General features: G+C 41.6%; 18 protein-coding genes and 1 pseudogene. 1 reads left to right on the forward strand and 18 read right to left on the reverse strand.

All coding sequences use genetic code 11. The features are described 5' to 3' along the window. Nucleotides 1–123 precede the first annotated feature (123 nt). A pseudogene (locus H5058_RS14430) lies at nt 124–1129 on the reverse strand (DUF5916 domain-containing protein); the annotation flags it as partial. A gap of 146 nt (nt 1130–1275) precedes the next feature. After that, nucleotides 1276–1599 (reverse strand): ferredoxin FdxA, encoded by a 324-nt coding sequence (fdxA, locus tag H5058_RS14435; protein WP_011330038.1) that lies wholly within the window; start codon nt 1597–1599, stop codon nt 1276–1278. Between the two features lie 194 nt (nt 1600–1793). Between fdxA and H5058_RS14440 the strand changes: the two genes are divergently transcribed. After that, a complete protein-coding gene (locus H5058_RS14440; protein ID WP_182678793.1) occupies nt 1794–3404 on the forward strand; it encodes an NAD(P)/FAD-dependent oxidoreductase in 1611 nt (536 codons plus the stop codon). Nucleotides 3405–3495: 91 nt separating this feature from the next. On the opposite strand, the gene H5058_RS14445 is transcribed toward H5058_RS14440, so the two are convergent. The 16 genes from H5058_RS14445 to H5058_RS14520 form a co-directional block, all read right to left on the reverse strand. Next, entirely contained in the window at nt 3496–4797 is a 1302-nt protein-coding gene (locus H5058_RS14445; RefSeq protein WP_011330036.1) for a DEAD/DEAH box helicase, read from the reverse strand. A gap of 90 nt (nt 4798–4887) precedes the next feature. Continuing rightward, entirely contained in the window at nt 4888–6117 is a 1230-nt protein-coding gene (locus tag H5058_RS14450; RefSeq protein WP_089369252.1) for a beta-ketoacyl-ACP synthase, read from the reverse strand. Continuing rightward, a complete protein-coding gene (fabG, locus tag H5058_RS14455; RefSeq protein WP_182678795.1) occupies nt 6117–6842 on the reverse strand; it encodes a 3-oxoacyl-ACP reductase FabG in 726 nt (241 codons plus the stop codon). The genes H5058_RS14450 and fabG overlap by 1 nt, the downstream gene beginning before the upstream one ends. After that, on the reverse strand, nt 6839–7309 hold the full coding sequence (locus H5058_RS14460) for a hotdog family protein (RefSeq protein ID WP_259398638.1): 471 nt from the start codon (nt 7307–7309) through the stop codon (nt 6839–6841). The genes fabG and H5058_RS14460 overlap by 4 nt, the downstream gene beginning before the upstream one ends. Then, on the reverse strand, nt 7302–8474 hold the full coding sequence (locus tag H5058_RS14465) for a beta-ketoacyl-ACP synthase (protein WP_182678798.1): 1173 nt from the start codon (nt 8472–8474) through the stop codon (nt 7302–7304). Before H5058_RS14465 ends, H5058_RS14460 begins: the two co-directional genes overlap by 8 nt. After that, nucleotides 8471–8890, reverse strand: coding sequence for a DUF3261 domain-containing protein (locus H5058_RS14470; RefSeq protein WP_259398639.1), 420 nt, complete (start codon nt 8888–8890; stop codon nt 8471–8473). The genes H5058_RS14465 and H5058_RS14470 overlap by 4 nt, the downstream gene beginning before the upstream one ends. A 184-nt stretch (nt 8891–9074) precedes the next feature. After that, a complete protein-coding gene (locus H5058_RS14475; protein ID WP_089369248.1) occupies nt 9075–10355 on the reverse strand; it encodes an NAD(P)/FAD-dependent oxidoreductase in 1281 nt (426 codons plus the stop codon). A gap of 1 nt (nt 10356) precedes the next feature. After that, nucleotides 10357–12618 carry an MMPL family transporter gene (locus tag H5058_RS14480; RefSeq protein ID WP_182678802.1) on the reverse strand — a complete coding sequence of 754 codons (2262 nt, stop codon included), beginning with the start codon at nt 12616–12618 and terminating at the stop codon, nt 10357–10359. A gap of 40 nt (nt 12619–12658) precedes the next feature. Next, nucleotides 12659–13198, reverse strand: coding sequence for an outer membrane lipoprotein carrier protein LolA (locus tag H5058_RS14485; protein ID WP_089369246.1), 540 nt, complete (start codon nt 13196–13198; stop codon nt 12659–12661). A gap of 21 nt (nt 13199–13219) precedes the next feature. Beyond that, on the reverse strand, nt 13220–13648 hold the full coding sequence (locus H5058_RS14490) for a thioesterase family protein (RefSeq protein WP_011330027.1): 429 nt from the start codon (nt 13646–13648) through the stop codon (nt 13220–13222). Further along, nucleotides 13641–15185: a histidine ammonia-lyase gene (gene hutH, locus H5058_RS14495; RefSeq protein ID WP_182678804.1), complete on the reverse strand. Its 1545-nt coding sequence runs from the start codon at nt 15183–15185 to the stop codon at nt 13641–13643. The genes H5058_RS14490 and hutH overlap by 8 nt, the downstream gene beginning before the upstream one ends. 2 nt (nt 15186–15187) lie before the next feature. Then, a complete protein-coding gene (locus tag H5058_RS14500; RefSeq protein WP_182678806.1) occupies nt 15188–16147 on the reverse strand; it encodes an acyltransferase in 960 nt (319 codons plus the stop codon). Continuing rightward, nucleotides 16137–16886, reverse strand: coding sequence for a glycosyltransferase family 2 protein (locus H5058_RS14505; protein ID WP_182678809.1), 750 nt, complete (start codon nt 16884–16886; stop codon nt 16137–16139). Before H5058_RS14505 ends, H5058_RS14500 begins: the two co-directional genes overlap by 11 nt. Then, nucleotides 16887–17246, reverse strand: coding sequence for a thioester dehydrase (locus H5058_RS14510; RefSeq protein WP_011330023.1), 360 nt, complete (start codon nt 17244–17246; stop codon nt 16887–16889). Then, nucleotides 17230–18609, reverse strand: a complete 1380-nt coding sequence (locus tag H5058_RS14515; RefSeq protein WP_182678811.1) for an AMP-binding protein — start codon at nt 18607–18609, stop codon at nt 17230–17232. The genes H5058_RS14510 and H5058_RS14515 overlap by 17 nt, the downstream gene beginning before the upstream one ends. Then, complete coding sequence (locus H5058_RS14520) at nt 18602–19168, reverse strand: hypothetical protein (RefSeq protein WP_086995804.1); 567 nt, start codon at nt 19166–19168, stop codon at nt 18602–18604. The genes H5058_RS14515 and H5058_RS14520 overlap by 8 nt, the downstream gene beginning before the upstream one ends. Nucleotides 19169–19171 lie beyond the last annotated feature (3 nt).

Below are 19171 nucleotides of genomic sequence, written 5' to 3' on the forward strand. Positions count from 1 at the left end.
CAAAAATGCCTTGCCAGTGTTTTATTTTTTGCTGTTTATTCATAATTACCTCAGGTTAATATGCTGAGTAAATTATGCATAGGTAGCATTAATATTGGTATGTGGGTTTAATTGCGCGCTTACAAATAAACTACTTTTAAAATATGACGCACCGTCTAAAAAAACGGCCGTTTTTCTTCATAGTATATAGAGTAAGTGGTATTAATATCCAGCGCCAGAGAGTCGGTTTCCACTTGCGAGAAGTCTGGATTTATAGTGGTGTTTATAACGGCGTCTTGGCTTAAGCCCCAGCGTAAATCTATACCCACTTCGGCGTTTACATCGCCATTTTCCCAATCACCCGGTAACTGTGATTTGGTATCGTTACGCAGCGCAGTTAAAGTAGGCGTTAATTGCAGGTTTTTGCTGGCCGTTATTTTTTCAAAGCCGGTAAGTTTATCAAACTGGCAAAGGCTGCACTTAATATCGCGATCAAACCCAATGTTTGATAACTGATAAAGCACATCTCGTTGATAATTGCGCATTAGGGCAAAACCCCAGGTTAATTGCTCTTTATTTTGTGCAAAACGCAGCGCTTTAAAAGGAATACGCATTTCTACCACATAACCTTGCTCAGTAATCTTGCCTGCGCTATCCCAAATGGCATTCCAAGAAAGGTCTTGTTGCCAGCCATCGGTGTCGGTCATGCGAATATCGCCCTGAGCCCCTAGCGGGTTCACATAAAATTCATAACCAGAGCGCTCATCATTAAAGGTATCAATTACTAGTGCGACGGTGTCATCTTGCCACAGAGTATCGCGATCTCGCAGTGCAGCGCGAATGTGCGTTGGGTCAGGATCGTGTGCAACAAACGCTACATATAAGTTACTGCCGTCTTCGTATATATAAGCATCGGTTTTTACCGGTGGCGTACCTTTTTCATTTGGTTCATCTTGAAACTGCAATGCAATGCGCGTGGCATCTTGCCAATGTGCCTCATTCATTACCCCATCTACTGTTATATTTTTATTAATACGCGTGAGTGAATAGTGTTGTTTATTGGCAAGCGCGCTTGGAGTGGTGAGTAAAAGAAAGAAAAAGCTTAAAATAAAGAACACTGATTGTTTTTTATTATTATTAAGTACTGCATAAACATCCATTTAGACTTAAATTACTCAATAAGAGTAATTTCTGGCGTGGATTGTAGTTTATACCAATGGATTTGTTAATACCTTGCAAATAGTTTTTTGCATAACATTAACTAATTAATAATAAAGAAGTATTTAAGCGCAGCGATTAGGTTTCAATAAGCTTGAGTTTATCAGCAATACCATTCCACTCATCAGCATCGGCTGGGGCTGGTTTTGCCTGCGTAATGCGTGGCCATATAAGTGCAAGCTCGGCATTTAGTTCGGTAAACTCTTGTTGTGACTCTGGTAATTCATCTTCTTGATAAATAGCATCAGCTGAACATTCAGGTACGCATAAACCACAGTCAATGCAATCAATTGGGCTTATAGCTAAAAAGTTAGGGCCTTCAAAAAATGCATCTGCTGGGCACACTGATACGCAATCTGTGTACTTACATTTAATACAGTTTTCGGTGACTACAAATGCCATAATGGTTCAATGCCTAAGGTTTTATAACGACAACGGCGGATCATACCCAACCAAGGCTAAAATACAATATATAAGTGCCATAATAGCGTAATTTAACGTAAAATAAGCGCCTAATGTTTTGTGGTGCTATTTGCGCTACTCCCCTTATTGTGAGCGGTAATTAAAAGCCCGCTAAGACACCTAAATGAGACAAAATGATACGTTTAACCGAAATAAAACTACCGCTAGATCATGACGAAAATGCAATTAAAGATGCCATTGTCAGTAAGCTAAAAATAACGCCAGAACAGTTACATAGTTTTAATGTGTTTAAACGTGGTTACGATGCCCGTAAAAAAACAGCTATTTTACTTATTTATACCTTAGATATAAGCGTTAATAACGAAGAGCAGTTACTCACAACTTTTGCCAAAGATCAGCATGTAAAAGTAGCACCCGACACCGCTTATAAGTTTGTTGCCCAGGCAAATAACGATTTAAAAGAGCGCCCTGTCGTAATTGGCTTTGGCCCTTGTGGTTTATTTGCAGGTTTAGTGTTGGCACAAATGGGCTTTAAGCCAATTATATTAGAGCGTGGTAAAGAAGTACGCGAGCGCACTAAAGATACCTTTGGTTTTTGGCGTAAGCGCGCACTAAATACCGAGTCAAATGTACAATTTGGTGAAGGCGGCGCAGGTACATTCTCCGACGGAAAATTATACAGCCAAGTAAAAGATCCAAAACATTATGGCCGTAAAGTTATTACCGAGTTTGTTGCCGCTGGCGCGCCAGAAGAAATTTTATACGTAAGTAAGCCACACATAGGAACCTTTAAACTGGTAACTATGATTGAAAAAATGCGCGCGCATATTGTAGAACTTGGCGGCGAAATTCGCTTTAGCACTCGCGTAGACGACATTCATTTAGAAGACGGCCAAGTAACGGGCTTAACCTTGTCAAATGGCGAGCAGCTAAATACCCGCCATGTAGTGCTTGCTGTGGGTCACAGTGCCCGTGATACCTTTGATATGCTATATAAAAAAGGTATTTACATGGAAGCTAAACCATTTTCGGTGGGCTTTAGGATCGAGCATAAGCAATCTATGATCGATGAGTGCCGCTTTGGTGACAATGCAGGTAACCCCATTTTGGGCTCTGCTGATTACAAACTAGTTCACCACTGTGATAATGGCCGTACCGTATATAGTTTTTGTATGTGCCCAGGGGGGACTGTGGTTGCAGCCACCTCTGAAGAAGGCCTAGTTGTTACCAATGGTATGAGCCAATATTCTCGTAGTGAGCGCAATGCAAACAGCGCTATTGTTGTAGGTATTTCGCCAGAGCAAGACTTCCCGGGTCACCCATTAGCGGGTATTGAGTTACAACGTAAACTTGAAAAACAAGCATACGAACTTGGCGGCAGTAATTACGATGCGCCAGCACAACTTATTGGCGACTTTTTAAAGGGTAAATCGTCATCAGCTTTAGGCGATGTGCAATCATCTTATACGCCGGGTATTAAATTAACCGATTTAGCCGATGTATTACCTAAATATGCAATTGATGCTCTGCGTGAAGCAATTCCGGCATTTAATAAGCAAATTCGTGGTTTTTCAACTAATGATGGCTTACTAACAGGTGTAGAAACACGTACCTCTTCGCCGGTAAGTATTAAGCGCGATAAAACACTTCAAAGTATTAATACTAAAGGGCTTTACCCTTCTGGCGAAGGCGCAGGCTATGCCGGTGGTATTTTATCGGCAGGTATTGATGGTATTAAAGCCGCTGAAGCGGTGGCGCTTTCAATGCTAGAAAACGCAAAATAAGCGTTTTATTAAATTAAGCCATAAAAAAACCTGAGCAAGCTCAGGTTTTTTTGTAACTGCAAATAACCATATTAGGTTAGCGCATTATTAATTACTTTTTAAGCGACAGTTTTTCGCCTTTTAAGCTTTTACGTATTTTAGAAATACGTGAGCGATTTACTGCTCTTGCTTCGCCAGTTGCTTGACCAGATGGCTTATTAGCACGAGTACGACGTAAGTGTGCAGGCTTTTTGCCAATTTTATCAATTAATACTTCACGGTTACTTACTGCATAGCCTTCTAAGTAAACACGTTTAATTTTTTGACCAATTAAGGTTTCAATTTCAAACAACATGTTTTCTTCTTCACGGCTTACAAACGAAATTGCTTGGCCTTCTTTACCTGCGCGGCCAGTACGACCAATACGATGTACGTAGTCCTCTGCAAGCCAAGGTAAGTCAATATTAATTACACGCGGTAAACCATCAATATCAATACCACGCGCCGCAACTTCTGTTGCCACTAATACACGTACTTTACCTTCTTTAAATTCACGCAGCGCACGACGACGATTACCTTGTGACTTATCGCCATGACAAACCGCAGCCGGAATACCATCAAGGTTAAGCTCTGTTACTAGCTCATCGGCTGTTTCTTTCATGTTTACAAATACTAACACTTGCTGCCAGTTTTTCTTACCAATTAGCTCAGAAAGCAGCTCTTGCTTACGGCGCTCTTCAACTGGGTAAACCACATGCGCTACAGTGCTAGCAGTACTGTTTGTTTGATCAACACGTACTATTTCTGGCTGTTTTAATACTTTAGATGCAAACTGTTTAATTGCTGCTGGGAAAGTGGCTGAAAACAACAAGATTTGACGATCGTCAGCGCAGCTTTTTATAACGCCTTGCATCTCTTCAATAAAGCCCATATCGAGCATACGGTCGGCTTCATCAAGTACTAAGTGCTTTACGCTGGCAAGGCTTAAGTTACCTAAGCGAATATGATCAAGTAAACGCCCTGGCGTTGCTACTACAATATCAACACCTTCTTTAAGTGCATTAGCTTGGCCTGCGGTGTTAACACCGCCAAATAAGCTGACTACTTTTAACGAAGTGTGTTTTGCGAAGTCTTTAAAGTTATTTGCTATTTGCTCTGCAAGTTCGCGCGTAGGCGCTAAAACTAAAGCATGCGGAGCATTAGTAGTGCTTACTTCAGACTCAAATAATTTTTGAATAATTGGTAGCGCAAACGCGGCGGTTTTACCCGTCCCCGTTTGTGCACTTGCTAAAACGTCTTTACCTTTACGAACAGCAGGAATTGCTGCGCGCTGAATGGGCGTAAGGGTGTGATAGTTAAGTTCGTCTAACGCCTGAACAAGTTCAGGAGCAAAACTAAAAGATTTAAAATTCATGGTATATAACCTGCGGCCACATTATCAAGGGTCGCAAATTATACAGTAAAAAAGTGCTAACAGTTAGTCATTACTTTACTTTTGCATGGTTTAATCTGTTTTATAGCGTTTAAATATTAAAGAGGTATTAATACCGCCAAAAGCAAAGTTATTACTCATTACATAATCGGTGTTAATTTCTCGCCCTTGCTCTGTTATGTAGTCAAGTTGAGCGCAGTCGTTATCTACCTCGGTGAGGTTTATTGTGGGGGCAAACCAGTTATCATTCATCATATTAATCGTCGCCCACGCTTCAATAGCACCGCATGCGCCCAAAGTGTGGCCTAAATAACTTTTTAAAGAGCTAATGGGTTTTGCCCCTAAAGCGTTAAAAGTGGCATGCGACTCTGCTATATCGCCTCGATCGGTTGAAGTGCCGTGCGCACTTACATAACCAATTTGCTGGGCAGTTAAATTAGCATCTTGTAGGGCCTGTTCAATCGCTATTTGCATTGTTTTAGAGGTAGGCTGAGTAACATGCTCACCATCACTATTACAACCAAAACCCACCACTTCTGCCAGTATAGTGGCACCACGGGCCTTTGCGTGTTCGTACTCTTCTAAAATCAGTGTGCCAGCACCTTCGCCAATCACTAATCCATCACGGTCTTTATCAAATGGCCTAGGGGTTAATGTGGGTGTGTCGTTTTTTGTGCTGGTAGCATATAAGGTATCAAATACTGCGGCTTCGGTAATGCATAACTCCTCTGCACCACCAGCAACCATTACCTTTTGACGACCAAATTTTATTGCTTCATAGGCATAACCAATACCTTGTGAGCCCGAGGTACAGGCTGAGCTTGTGGTGATCACTCGCCCTTTTAAGCCAAAAAACACTCCAACATTAACCGGAGCAGTATGCGCCATCATTTGAATATAACTAGTGGCTGTTACCCCAGACATAGAGCCCGACTCCATCATATTAGCAAACGCGAGTAACGGCGGGGTTGAGCCTATAGATGAGCCATAAGAAATCCCCGTAGAGCCATCGGTTAAGCTACTATGATTAAGCAATTGGGCTTGCTCTAACGCGCACTCTGTAGCGCGTGTTGACATAAGCGCCACTCGCCCCATTGAGCGTATTTGTTTACGCTTATAATGGCTCGGTCGCTCAAAATGAGTAACCGGCGCCGCTAAACGCGTATTAAGCTCTGGTGCTTTGTCCCACTGTGCCATAGTGGTCACTGCATTTTCGCCTCTGATCAGTGCTTGTTTAAATACCGACCATTCATCGCCAAGTGCGGTGATCACCGACATACCTGTCACTACAACACGCTTCATTACACCATACCGCCGTTAACTGAAATGACTTGGCGGGTAATGTAGGCCGCATCATCTGAGATTAAAAATGCCACAGTACCCGCAACTTCCTCTACTGTGCCCATACGCTTAAGCGGGATCATTTTTAGCATTTCGTCTACCGGTAACTCGTCAGTCATTGCGGTTTCTATTAACCCAGGTGCAACGCAGTTTACGGTTATTTTTCGCTTAGCCAGCTCTAACGACAACGCTTTAGTAGCGCCAATAATACCGGCTTTTGCCGCACTGTAATTTACTTGCCCACGGTTACCGGCAATACCCGATACAGAAGCCATAGTTACAATACGCCCGCCTTTACGGTTTTGCACCATAGGCATTACCGTGGGGTGCACTACATTATAAAAGCCATCAAGTCCGGTACGAATAACGCAATCCCAGTCCTCGCCTTGCATTGCCGGAAACGCCATATCATTGGTTATACCCGCGTTACATACCACGGCGTAATAAGCGCCATGCTGGGCTATGTCTTGCTCTATTTGTGCTTTGGCGGCGGCTCTGTCGCATACATCAAATTGTAATAAGCTAGTAGCTTGGCCTAATGCCTGTATTGCTGCGCAAGTTGCTTGTGCATCTGCCACACCACTTTTACAATGCACTGTAATGTCATACCCTTGGGATGCTAATTTAAGCGCAATAGCCCTGCCTATGCCACGGCTTGAACCTGTAACTAAAATTCGTTTTGTCATTGATTATCTCTTATAAATTCCAGCGGATTTTCGGGCTGAAAAACATTAATTTTTGCTTCACATGCTAATGTATCGCCGTGGTTTATTTGGCATTCAAACACACTCAACCCAGACTCTTCTTGATACAGTTTATGCACTTTAATGGTTAAGTTACTATTAACTTTAAAACACGCTTGATGGGTTTGATATTTACGCGTACCAATTAAAAAACCTATTTTAGGTGACTCATTTGCATCGTTTGCTAATGCGCCTGCGTAAGCAGCTATTGACTGCGCCATGTACTCAACCCCAATGTAACTGGGTACACCGGCAATATCGGCGTTATAAAATGCACTTTGTGGTGTAATCGTTACCTGGCAACGCGCACTCTCGGCACTATAATGCGTTAAAGTGTCAATTAAAATCATTGGTGCGTCGTGGGCAAGCAACTGCTCAATTGCGTAATGATTACTGCTCAGCTTATTCATTGGCAATACCTAAAACTAAACTAGCGTTATTGCCACCAAAGGCAAATGAGTTTGACAAGCAGTAACGCAATTTGGGCTTAAATGCTTGTTTTATTACTTTTACATCGGCCAAGTTACCGCCTGTTGATAATACGTTATAGGGCAATGCATACTGGCCTTGCCCTTTTAGAAGTAGCCAGCATAGCGCGGCTTCAATTGCGCCTGCAGCTCCTAAGGTATGCCCGGTTAAGTGCTTGCTTGAGCTCAGTGGCGTATTGTTGCCAAACACACGATTAATTGCAAGTGCCTCCATTTCATCATTTTTGAGCGTTGCGGTACCGTGTGCATTGATGTAGTCAATTTCATGGGCAGCTAATTGCGCTTGTTTTAGTGCTTTTTGCATTGCAGATTGCGCGCCCATACCATTGGGATCGGGTGCTGAAATATGATGTGCATCAGAGCTTTCGCCGCCACCGTACAGCGCAATTGCCGTATCTGTAATTTCGCTTAGGCCTTTACTCATTACAAATAATGCTGCGCCTTCACCAATATTAATACCATCTCGGTTACTTGAAAACGGCTGGCAAACTCCGGTACTTAACGACGCTAACGAATCAAAACCATTGAGAGTAAGTTGGCATAGGGTGTCAACGCCACCGCATATAACAACATCGGCCATATCAGCTTTTAGCAGTGCGCGGGCACTTAGTAATGCTTTTGCGCTTGAGGTACAGGCCGTAGAAATACTATAACAAGGTCCCTGCGCATCAAGTTTTTGCGCAATATAGTGTGCTGGGGTAGCAAGTTCTTGTTCATAATAATGAAAGTCATTGGGCCATTGCGCTGTGTGTTCAAAATGAGCACGAGCCCGTTCACCATCTGCAATACCCGAAGTACTCGTGCCTAACACCACCGCAATACGCGATTTATCGATATGCGAAAACTGCTCAATAGTAGTTTGTAGTTGCGCTAAGCACATATCAATAAAGGTATTTATACGTTTTTTTTGCGCCAACGCAACCGAGGTTACTTGGCCAACATATAACGGCTGTTGTTGCGCGCTAAGTGTAGAATTTAGAGTTAATATAGGCGTTGCAGAGTTATAACTGTTTAAGCTATCGAGCGTTGCCTGCTGGCCTACTCCCATCGCACTAACAATACCTAAGTTATTTAGCCAATATGTCACTGAGTTACCTTTTTAAATATTATTTTATAATCACGAACAATATTATGCAGCGTAATTGCATCGTCGTTATAGTCAATGGTGATCAGGGTTTTATGATTTTGCAGCACCTGCCTGTATGTGCCTACTTGTTCCACCAATGCGCCGCTCAGCTGCTCATTTATAAACGCGACAGGCCAATGGACTAAGGCAATATCAGCCAGTACATAAGCGGGATTTATATCGACGCCGACAAGCATTTTTTTAGCTTTAATTGGCTCTTTGGGTGGCTTTTCAAGCTCTACAATCGGAAAGCCTTGGCTGGTCATCATCAGCAGCTTAACCCCACCCGCCTCATTAACCGCCAAATGCGATAACAAGGTATGCTGCTCTTGCCCAGTGGTAATAAATAACACTTGCTGCCAAGAGCAGCCAAACATTGATGGCGCCATACTATTTAAATTTAAGCTAGCCGCAGGCGCTATGCTAATAGCTGCACTGGAGCTAAACTGACTTGCACAGGCTGACAGCATTATGCAGGTTAGCAATATCAGCGCACGCTGGAGTATTAGTTTAAGCATATTAGTTTCAACATATTAATTTCGACATATTAATTTCGACATATTAGGTTCGACAGAGCTGAGCTAGCACATTTAAGCGGCGCTCACTTTGTGCAACAAATGGGTTACTCGTGTCCCATGCGTATCCGGCTAAAATTGCACTGATCATCTCTCGCACTTGCTTGTTTTGCTCTGTATGAAATATGACGTCTTGAAAGCGCGTATCGTACCAGCCTGTAACAAAAGTTCTGAAACAGTTAACTCCCGCTTGTAGCGGTTTTGCATAATGTTGCTCAAAGTCAATCGTCTCTCCTTTTAAATACTGATCGACCAAAGGGGCAATTAAACTTGCTGACTTAAGCGCAATGGTTACTCCTGATGAAAACACCGGATCTAAAAACTCTCCCGCATTGCCTAATAACGCAAAATGCTGCCCATACAACTTACTCACATTAGAGGAGTAGCCTGTTATGCTGCGAGCTGGCCCAATTAATTCGCGTTTAGCTAGCAGTGCTTTTAAATGTGGATCTTGCTCTAAAAAGCGATTTAATATTACCTCTGCTTCATCGTCATTAAAACGCTCAGACTCTGCTACAACACCAATACTTGCGGTGCCATCACTAAAGGGAATTAGCCAATACCATATATCTCGATGCTCTGGGTGTACGGTAATGAGTATTTTATTACGATCAAAATTTTCATCGCTAATATTATCTACAAAGTGGCTAAAGTAAGCACTGCGTACCGGAAAGTTAGAGGGTAGCTCTAAGTTTAGTAGTTTAGGTAATACTCGGCCAAAGCCACTGGCATCTAACACAAAGCGTGCTTGAACTTGGTAAGGCTGCTGCTGCGCGTCGTGTACTAATAAGGTTGCACCACCATTTTTATCGGTATTGTTTTTATCGGAACTGTTTTCAAAAACATCAGTAACCTTGTAGTCTTTAACACTGTGCTGATAACGAATAACAGCCCCTTGCAGCTGTGCATTATCGGCTAGTAATTTATCAAACAGCCCTCTTTTCACTTGATAAGTAGTACCTGGCCCTGGTGATGATTTTTCGGTAAAATTAATCGCGGTATTTTCACCCGATCGATGAAACGCAGCGCCGTTTTTAAACTGAAACCCCAAACTAGCAGCGTGTTCATGCAATGGAGCGACTAAATTAGCGTCGGCCAAATACTCCATACATTGCGGTAACAAGCTCTCACCTATAGTAAAGCGCGGAAAAATCTGTTGCTCAAGTACTAATACTCGCCAGCCTTTTTGCACTAAAAGGCTACTTGCAAGTGCGCCAGAGGGGCCCGCACCAATTACAACAACATCAAACTGCTCAGGGTTATTCACTTTATCCTTCCTTTTGCGAGGGTAATACACTCAGCGGCGATAAAATATATACCGCTAAAATCCCTACCATTACGGTAAGTCCAAAACTAAAAATAGCAGGGGTGCTTGAGGCACTTAACATACCAAACACCCACATAGAAGACGCTGCAGATAAACTAATTGCCAATATATTTTTTGGCTGTAACTTATTTATTTGATAAAAAACAAGGTAGTCAATAGCTAAGGCTACCACTAGCAACGCGCCCAACATATTAAATAACGACAGGCTGCCTTGAATTGCATTACACACCCACAGCATGCTAACAACCACTAATAACAAGCTTAACAGTTGTAAAGTGGCAATTTTTACGCCAAAACGCCAACTAAAAAGTAACCAACTAATGGCCCCTGCAAGCACTAAACTTAACAATAAGTATGCTCGGTAATCGCTTAATAACGCACTAATTTGCTGCGGTTTATTATATAGCAATAAGCCATCATCTTTTAAAAGCGCGGCGCTTAAGCTCTGTGTATTAATATTGCTAATTGTCATCCAGGTTATGGCTTGCTGCGGATCAACATGCATTTGCGCTAACAATAAGGGTTTAAATTCGCTATTTAATAATGCGTTATAGGTAATAAATTGCGCGGGCCCGCTACTTAATTGCCGCCCAGTTAATTGCTCGGTGAGTGCAAATACACCACTTTTTTTAGCTTGATTAAACACCGCTAAATTATTTTTTTGCTGCTCAATACTAGGCAGCCATCGGTTAATGGCATTGTGTTTAATATGCGGGTTACTCGCGGTTAAATCGCTAACTAACCGCTGTTGTTTTTGTAACACGTGTTGTGCATTGTCGCCAATAATAAATACTATATGGCTGCGCCATTGATCTAGTAAAGTTAAGTGTTTTTTTTCACTTGCCATTAGCTGCTCAGAGCTGGCATTAAGCAATCTAATATCATCATTAAACTCAATCGGTTTTAATACCAATAAGCTTGCAAGCACTATACTTAGCGCAATAAACAGTGGTTTTTTTATTTTATTACAGTACAAAAACACCCGCGTTATTTTTTTACTGAGTAATAAACTTGATGTCGATACACGCAGTGTTTGCTGCCAAAATGGTAAAATTAACACAGTAAACAGCCATGCACTAAATAAGCCCGCTATAACAAACACTGCCACTTGCGCTAATAAAGTTAACGGCGCACCTAATAAGCAGCTGTAGCCTAATGCGGTCGTAATAAAAGAGAGTAATAACGCTGATTTCACCCCTTTGCTATAGCCGTTAGAAGAGGCTTGCTGTGCAGTTTCATTTGCTGCTTTGGCTAAATCGGTCATGCCATGAAAGGCGTAATCAATAGCAATACCTATTAAGGTTACGGCAAATACCAAGGTTAATAAATGAATGCTGTTAAACACCAATAACATAGCAATAGCGCCGCCCATTAATGCGCTAAGCACTGTAAAGCTCGCTAATAAAATACTGCTAATCGCTCTAAATACCCAAAACACCATAACCATTAGTGCCATTAGGCTAATACCACCAAACAAACTCATTTCGTATTTTGCTTGTTGGGCATTTTCAGCCGTATGAAACAGCACCCCTGAATAGGAAATAGTGGTATTTGGGTACGCTTTACTTAGAGTGTTTATTTGCGTTTTAATTTTAGCAGCTAAGCTAATTGCATTATTAATGCTCAAGTTTGGCTCTGGCAGTGTGGCAAAAAGCATTGCATATTCAACTCCCTCATACTGGCGAGTGAGGCGGTTTTGTTTAATAGTAAAAACTTGGCTTTGGCTTAAGTTTTCGCTAATAAAGCCAGCTAAACTTAAACTAATATCAGTACTTAATGTAGCACTAACAAATGGCGATCCTAACTGATTTAATTGCTGCAGGTAAAACTGCTCAAAGCTGGCTTTGTCTGCTATTTTTTGCTTATAGGGCTTACTTAATAGTGCATATTTATAAGGCGCAAATGTGGTTGTTAAAGCGTTTATAGAGGGAAAATTAAATGTGCTTGTTATATCTTGCTGCTCAAGCCAATTGTTAAATTCATCGTGGGCGTTATTTTTTTGTTCACCAGCAAATGAAAACACCACACGGTGGGCATTTTTTTCAAAAAACAGCTGTTCGCCATAAGCTAATTGAGAATGCGATTTTGGCAGCAAACTAAACATATCAGCACTAAATGTAGGTTTAGTCAGCCAAAATATACTGGTTAAAAGCAAAATTAAACCACTAAACCAAATAAAAACAATGCCAATTCGTTTCTTCAATCCACTATTCCATTAATTAACTATTTAAACGATTGAGCCGTTAAGGCTGCTCAGGGTAACTAAACTCAATAGTTGTTTTACTACCTGAATGCTCATAAAGGATGATGCTGTGTACCGTTTTATCACTTTCACACAAAGTAAAGTGGCTAAATAATTGCTGTAACAACGCTTCTTTTGGGGTTAGTTGCAGGCAATTGTTTTGCGCTTTTATACTAAAGCGTGTTGCAAGGGCGCTCATATCTACACTGAGTAAGTCAGTTAAAAGCCCTACAAACTGCTCACTGCCTGGCTGTGGTACAAACTCCCCTTTAGCATTTTCAACCAATACCTGGCCATTTTCTACAATCAATGCGCTTCTTACCGGTTGTTCTACTTGCCATACTAGCTTTTTGGCATTTAGAGAAAACACTCCAGAGGAGACGAACGGCGATGCAAAACCAGCAAGTTGTTTATATTGTTTAAACTCACCCGTTACTATATCAGCCTTTAATGTGGTATTTACCTGCGATACAGTGTTTGCTTGCAATGCACTACAAAATAGCAGCAATACGCTGGTTATAAATAATTTAAACATTGTCATTCCTTCTCCTTTAATTGCCAGCTACTTTAAAAAAGGGGCTAGTTTTTCATAAAGTATTGGGGGTGAAACAAATTGCATTTCTTTGGAGCTAATTTCTACCGCCACTTGTGTAGTGGACGCCTTGGTAATGCGCTTATTACTGATTGCATCGGTAATAACATAATCAATACGTAAGCGGTTTTCATACTCTTTTAAATACGCTGCCACTTTAATTTTTTGTGTAAATACAGCTGATGCTACGTATTTAATTTGCATATCAACAATGGGCCACGCAAATCCAGAGTCTTTCATTTGCAGGTAGTCGTAGTCAAATATTCTGAGTAACTCACAACGAGCAATTTCTAAATAGCGTGGGTAATTACCATGCCACACTACATTCATTGGATCGCAATCATGAAAAGGGATTTCTATTTCTACGCTGTGCGAAAGTAATGCGCCTTTATTATTCATAAAGCGCCCAGCGTTTGCTTTGAATATAGCTAATAGTTTGTCTTAGCACCGCTTCCATTGGTCTGTCTTCGGTCAGGTTTTCAAAGTAACCTGTTATATCGCTATACATATGCTGCATATCGTCAGTTAAACTCGTAAATTCTAATTCGCCTTGTTTAATTCGCAGCCTTAACCCTTGAATAGCGGCTAATAAGGTACTGGCCATCACTTGCTCGGTAAGCTGTAAAATACGTAAACAATCGCGCGAGGCTATGGTACCCATACTTACTTTGTCTTGATTGTGACACTCGGTAGAGCGCGAAAATACACTGGCAGGCATAGTTAATTTTAATGCCTCAGCAGTATAAGCACTGGCACCAATTTGTACCGCTTTAAAACCATGATTTATATAACGACGCTCAGGGGCACTGTCGGATAAATTAGACGCTAAACCATTGTTATATTTAGTATCAACCAATGAGGCTATTTGTCGATCGGCTAAATCAGCTAAGTTAGCTACTGCGGTTTTCATGCTGTCCATTGCCATGGCAATGTGGCCGCCATAAAAATGCCCGCCGTGCAGTACATGCTCCCCTTCGCCATCAATAATTGGGTTGTCGTTGGCTGAGTTTAATTCGTTTTCGATCATTTGCCTAAAAAACGGCAAGCTGTCTTGCAGCACACCAATAACATGCGGTGCACAGCGAATTGAGTAGCGATCTTGCAGGCGGTCGGCATTACGTGGATGGTCGTGATGATTTAAATCATCTCTGATCCAACGTGCTATTTGCTGCTGCCCTGGGTGAGGTTTTACCGAAAATAAAATTTCATCAAAATGATGGCTATTTCCTTTGAGCGCTAAGCTAGCAATGGCGGTAATACGACTGGCTAATTTGGCTAAATAATTGGCTCTGTCGAAGGCTAAGCAGGCTAATGCAGTCATTACCGCGGTGCCATTCATTATTGCAAGGCCTTCTTTTGGGCGCAGCACGAGCGGCGTTAAACCCACTTCTTGCATTACCGCTAAGCTATTACGTACGGTGTCTTTATAATATACGTCGCGCTCGCCTATCATAGCACCAGCAACATAAGATAATGGCGTTAAGTCGCCACTGGCACCTACCGATCCCTCTTGAGGAATAACCGGTACAATATCGTGATTTAAGTAGTCGCGCAGTAAATTCAGCATTTCCCAGCTAATACCCGAGTAGCCTTGCGATAAAGACGTAAGCCGCGTGGCTAAAATTGCTCGTCCTTGTACTTTATTAAATACGTCGCCTAGTCCACATCCATGAAATCGCGTTAAATGTAGGGGGAGTTCATCTACTAAACTTAATGGTACTGCTACGGTTACTGAGTCGCCATAACCGGTAGTTACACCGTAAATAACGCCGTCTTCTTTTAATAATGTATCTAAAAAACTCAGCGCACTATTAATTTTGCTACTAAATTCGCTGCAACCACTAATTTGCACTTGGGTTTGGTTATGTGCAATATCAACAATGTTTTCGATTGATAATCGCTGCTGACCAAAAAGCTGTGTGTTTTGAACTGGCACTTCTATTTCTCCTTTGCTTGATCGCGGGCGACTTGCTGATCATTTTGCCAAAAATCGTAAAAATTAAACCATTGATAAGGATATTGCGCCGCATAGTGACCTAAACGCTGCGCATAGTCTGTAATAACTTGGTTTAAAATTGCCTGTCGTTGGGTGCGTGGCATTTTTAAGCTATTGCTGTATTGCTCAAATATTACGTGGTACTTATTGATTTTCTTATCTTTTAAACAAAACAAAAAATAAACTGGGCAATCAAGTAATGCCGCTAAAATAAAAGGTCCTTGAGAAAACGGGGCTGGCTTGTCTAAAAAAGGCACTTGCACAGAGCGCGCGGCAGTGGTGGTACTGGTGCGATCGCCAACAATAACAATAATTTCGCCTTGCTCAATTTTTTCTTTCAATAAAATAGCTAAACCTGGGCCTAAGTCAGTTACTTGAGTTAAGTTAACCGCTACGTTGGGGTTAATTTTTTTCAGCATTTTATTAAATTCTACTGCATGATGAGTAAACACCAGCACGTTAATAACTTTGCCACTGCGATGTTGGCTAAGCGCTCGGCACACTTCTAAATTACCCAAATGCGAGCCAATAAAAATAGCCCCTTGGCGTTGCTCATTTAATTGGCTAAATAAATGCTCGTTGGTATATTCAATATCACTTAAGCTAATACGCCCAAGCCAACCATCTATTTTATCAAAGGCGCTGTCGGCAAAACTACAAAAGTGCTTTAGTTGCTGCTTAAGTGTCACGCTTTGCCCAGTGCCGGTGTACAAATTTACTTGCTGTAAAAACTGTTTTGAAGCAGCACGGGCAACCCTACCAGTAATAAAGAGATACACCACCACAGGAAACAAAATTAGCCACAGCCCTTTGCGACCCAGTATTTTATGTGTAAATAGCAGAGTTTGAATGCCTAAATAATTACCGCGCTCTTGCATTTTAGACCAATGTTTAACGGCCATAACGTCTCTTTAATTTGTGTGCTATAAGCCAAGGCGAGCGCACTAACATACCAAAAAACAATCGCGTGTGTAGCCAAGATATACGCACGTTGTCGTGCAATGGCTGAAAGTGAGAAAGTCCATTTTCTGGATAGATCACTTGGCTAGGTAAAAATATAAACGGCACATTACGCCAATATAAACGCACTAATATTTCAGGATCAAAGTCCATCCGCTTGCCCAGCTTAACTTCTTTTAACAGTTTTTCGCAGGCTCCCAGCGGATACACTCGAAAGCCACACATAGAGTCAACAATTTCAAAACTGAGGGTTTCAATCCATACCCACACATGAGTTAAGTACCGTGCTAAATAGCGATGCTTAGGCACTGAAGCGTCGTATATTGGGCAACAGCTTACTAATGCCTGTGGATTGGCGTTTGACAGGCGCAAAAGCTGCGCTAAATCGGCCAAGTTATGTTGGCCGTCGGCATCAACTTGAATAGCATGGGAATACCCTTGCTGATACGCATAATGCAAACCGCTTTGTACCGCCCCACCTTTACCTTGGTTGTGCTCATGGGTAACAATTGTAAGTAACGGATGCTGCTGTGCAAGTGCAGAAAACACTGCTTTAGCTGCATCATTGCTTGCATCATCAACCATAATAATTGGTAAGTTATATTCAGCAAGGCTGGTTAATACCTCCGCTATCACAGAGGTATGATTGTAGTTTGGAATCACAATACAAAACTTATTCATTTAAACAACACTTTCAAAAACAATCCGCCCAGATGCATGTTGTCCCTTGGCCGAGCGATAAGAAAACACATACTTATTAAGCGCTTTTTGCTCTATGGCTAATACCATAGTAAGGCCTGGCGTAATCACCACCTGAAACTTTAGCACTTCGACATTCTTTACCGCTAATTGAATATTATACTGCTTACAAATTGCAGCAACCGCCCAATCTAGCTGCACTACGCCTGCTAAAATAGGGCCGTCTTTAAAATGGCCATTAAAGTAATCTAAATCCTTGGGCACAAATAAACTTAATTGATAACCTTGCTCGGTTTGCTCACATTTAAGTAGTTGCGGCTGCGTTTTAATCAACTTTGTCAAAAAAGTGCTCCAATGCTTTTAAGTTTAATTTAGCTTGGCTGTTATAAGGTAACTGCTCTATAAAACGCCACTTTTTAGGCGTACAAATGCGCTCAAAACGCGTTAGTGCATGCTCTTTTAAAAGCTTATTAGTGGCTAATTTACTTTCACTTTGTAAATGTTTTACCCCTTGCTGGCTAAGCACAACTACCGCACCTATTACTTGCCTTGCCCCAGGTAATACAATTACTTTAACGTCGTTTACCCACTCACTGCTTGCTAGGTGGTGTTCTAGTTCATCCAAACTGAGGCGTTTTTCTTCTAATTTTATAATTCTGTCTAATCGACCAAGCAGTTTAAATTGACCACTTTTAAGCACCAAACCTCTATCGTCAAGCGGGTAATCTTTGTGGTTCACTAACGGTGAATTTAAAAGGAGTCTATCGTCTGTGCCAACACTCATTTTTATACCTGAAAACGGCTGCCATGAGCTCACGTTTTCAAGCGAGGTAACTTGTCGATACGCTATACCACCGGTTTCGGTACTGCCAAACACTTGTGTTATTGGTTTATTTAACTGACTGAATAGCGATACTGCATCTTCGTTTGCCAGCGGCCCACCAGATGAAAATATCCATTGTAAGTGAGATTTTTGTTCAATTAATACGTTGTCTGCGCGTAATCGTTTTAGCTGTGCGGGGCTAGAAATTAACACTACTTGTTTAGCGTCCTTGAGCTTGGCGGCTATATGCTCTGGGTAGTGTAGTAAATCGGTATCAACGACATGTCCGGTACTAAGTGGCCATAACAACCTAAATAGCAGCCCGTAAATATGCTGATGCGATACGCTAGCAATAAACATTGGCATACATTTTAACGCATAACTGCTTGATAAAATGCTCAGCTCTTTGTTAATTGTTTGCCACGACTTTACAATTGGCTTAGCTTTACCTGTTGATCCTGAAGTGTAAAACACCAAGTTCCCTTCTTTGGGCCAAACAAGTTGCGCTAAAGGAAAAAAGCCAGGCTGTTCAGGCAAGTTTTCTATATTGATAAAGTCAATACCCAGTGGTTCAACAAGCTCTGAGTCACCTAAAAAACAAGGCGTTTGCTGTAGTAAGGCTTTGAGTGTTTCGGGTTGACCATTAGGTGGCAGTATAACCGTGCAACCGCGCAAGGTGAGTGCCATTAAACTCACCGCAAACTTATAAGTGTTAGTGCTATATAACACCACAGATGTGGGCGCTGTGCCCGGTGAATACTTAGCTAATAGCCGATTAACATCGCTAACAAACTGGCGTTGTGTCACTGCCTTATTTTCATGATTAAAGCACACACTAACATTATTACTTTGAAATACTTTACTTTGAAAGGTACTAAACACGCGCTTTCCTTTTTACTTTTAGCCTGACTAGCCACTCTAAGGCAAACAACACGCCCATAGCTACATAAGCAATCACACCATTATAAAAAGCCCACACTGCCAAACTAGCAAACAGGCTGGTATATAAGGCAATACCACCATTAACTATAAAAAAAACGCACCACAACTGAGTTACTTTTTTAGTGTATTGCACACCTTGCTCATCGAGCTCAGGCTCAGTGATGCGGGCAAAGGTTTCTATTATTGATGGCCCTTTATAAAGTGAGTAGCTAAACACGAGCAACATCACAGTGTTAATAATCACCGGGTATAAACGTAAACCCACATCACTGTCGAACACTTTTGACAATACGATTGCTATCACAGCTAAAAATGTCGCTGGCTTTAACCACGGCATTTTGTCAAATAATGCTTTGCTTAACCACAAGCGTAGTGCAAGCAAAAATAATAATACGATCGATAGCAGTTGGCTATTAAACTGCGTCAGGCCCACATACACAATAACTGGGTAGCAGGCCAAACAAAGCATAATAAGGGTGGTTAACAAGGCTTTAAGCATTTA

Source organism: Pseudoalteromonas sp. SR45-4, assembly GCF_014163535.1.
Classification (GTDB): domain Bacteria; phylum Pseudomonadota; class Gammaproteobacteria; order Enterobacterales; family Alteromonadaceae; genus Pseudoalteromonas; species Pseudoalteromonas nigrifaciens.